1 protein-coding gene is annotated in these 1,003 nt (G+C 66.0%); it reads right to left on the bottom strand.

Going from position 1 to position 1,003, the window contains the following annotated elements:
* Positions 1 to 1,003, bottom strand: a 1,003-nt coding sequence (locus tag KAK09_RS18590) for an amidase family protein (protein ID WP_210880405.1), incomplete at both ends; no start/stop codon positions are given.

The following is a 1,003-nucleotide window of genomic DNA, read 5'->3' on the forward strand; positions in this document are numbered from 1 at the left end:
CTGGCGGTATAGCGGAACCAGTCCGAACGGATGGCGCTTGCCTTTTGAATATAGGCACCCGATACGGCAAGGCCCTGCTCGATCTCCCATCGCAACTCCGGCTTGACCATCTCGGGCGATTGCCCGAGCAGCGCCCCGCGATTGCCCGCGATGGTCCAGCTGCGCAGCGTGGTCCATGCGGTCCAGAGCGCCTCGGCGGAAAAGGGCGGGGCCATGGCTGTGACGCTGTGGCCCAAGCCCTCGAAGACCCGGACCGCAGACTCGCACAGGTCCAGCACACCCGGCTCCATCGCATAGGCACCGCCCCAATCGGCAAGCCAACCGATCTTCAGCGTCCGACCCGGAGCCTCGGGCCGATAGGGACCGCTGGAATGGGGGTGCCTTGGGTCGTGTTCGGAAAGGATGGACAGCAACAGTTCAAGATCGCGGATGGAGCGCGCCATCGGACCTTCGGTCGAAAGCTGCGACAGGAACAGATCGCCCGGCCCCCCGCCCGCCACAAGGCCATAGCTGGGGCGGAACCCGAAGACGTTGTTCCATCCCGCCGGATTGCGCAATGAGCCCATCATGTCCGACCCGTCGGCCAAGGCCACCATCCGGGCGGCGAGTGCTGCGCCCGCGCCGCCGCTTGACCCGCCGGCGGATCGCGTGCGGTTGTAGGGGTTGCGCGTCACGCCATAAACGGGATTGTAGCTGTGCGAGCCCAAGCCGAATTCCGGCGTGTTGGTCTTGCCGATGATCACGGCCCCCGCCATGCGCAGGCGTGCAACCATGGGGCAATCGGCAGATGGCACATGATCCCGAAAGGCAGGCGATCCATAGCTGGTCACGATCCCGGCGGTTTCGGCCAGATCCTTGATCGCCATGGGCAGACCTTGCAACGGTCCGGGGGTGGCGCACGCGGCCTCGTCCAGCAGCGTGTCGCGGTCACGCAGCGCCACGATGGCGTTGATCGCGGGGTTTGCGGCGTCGATCCGATCCAGCGTTTCCGCCATCAGATCCC

The organism is Roseovarius autotrophicus (genome assembly GCF_018069895.1).
In the GTDB taxonomy this organism is placed as follows: domain Bacteria; phylum Pseudomonadota; class Alphaproteobacteria; order Rhodobacterales; family Rhodobacteraceae; genus Roseovarius; species Roseovarius autotrophicus.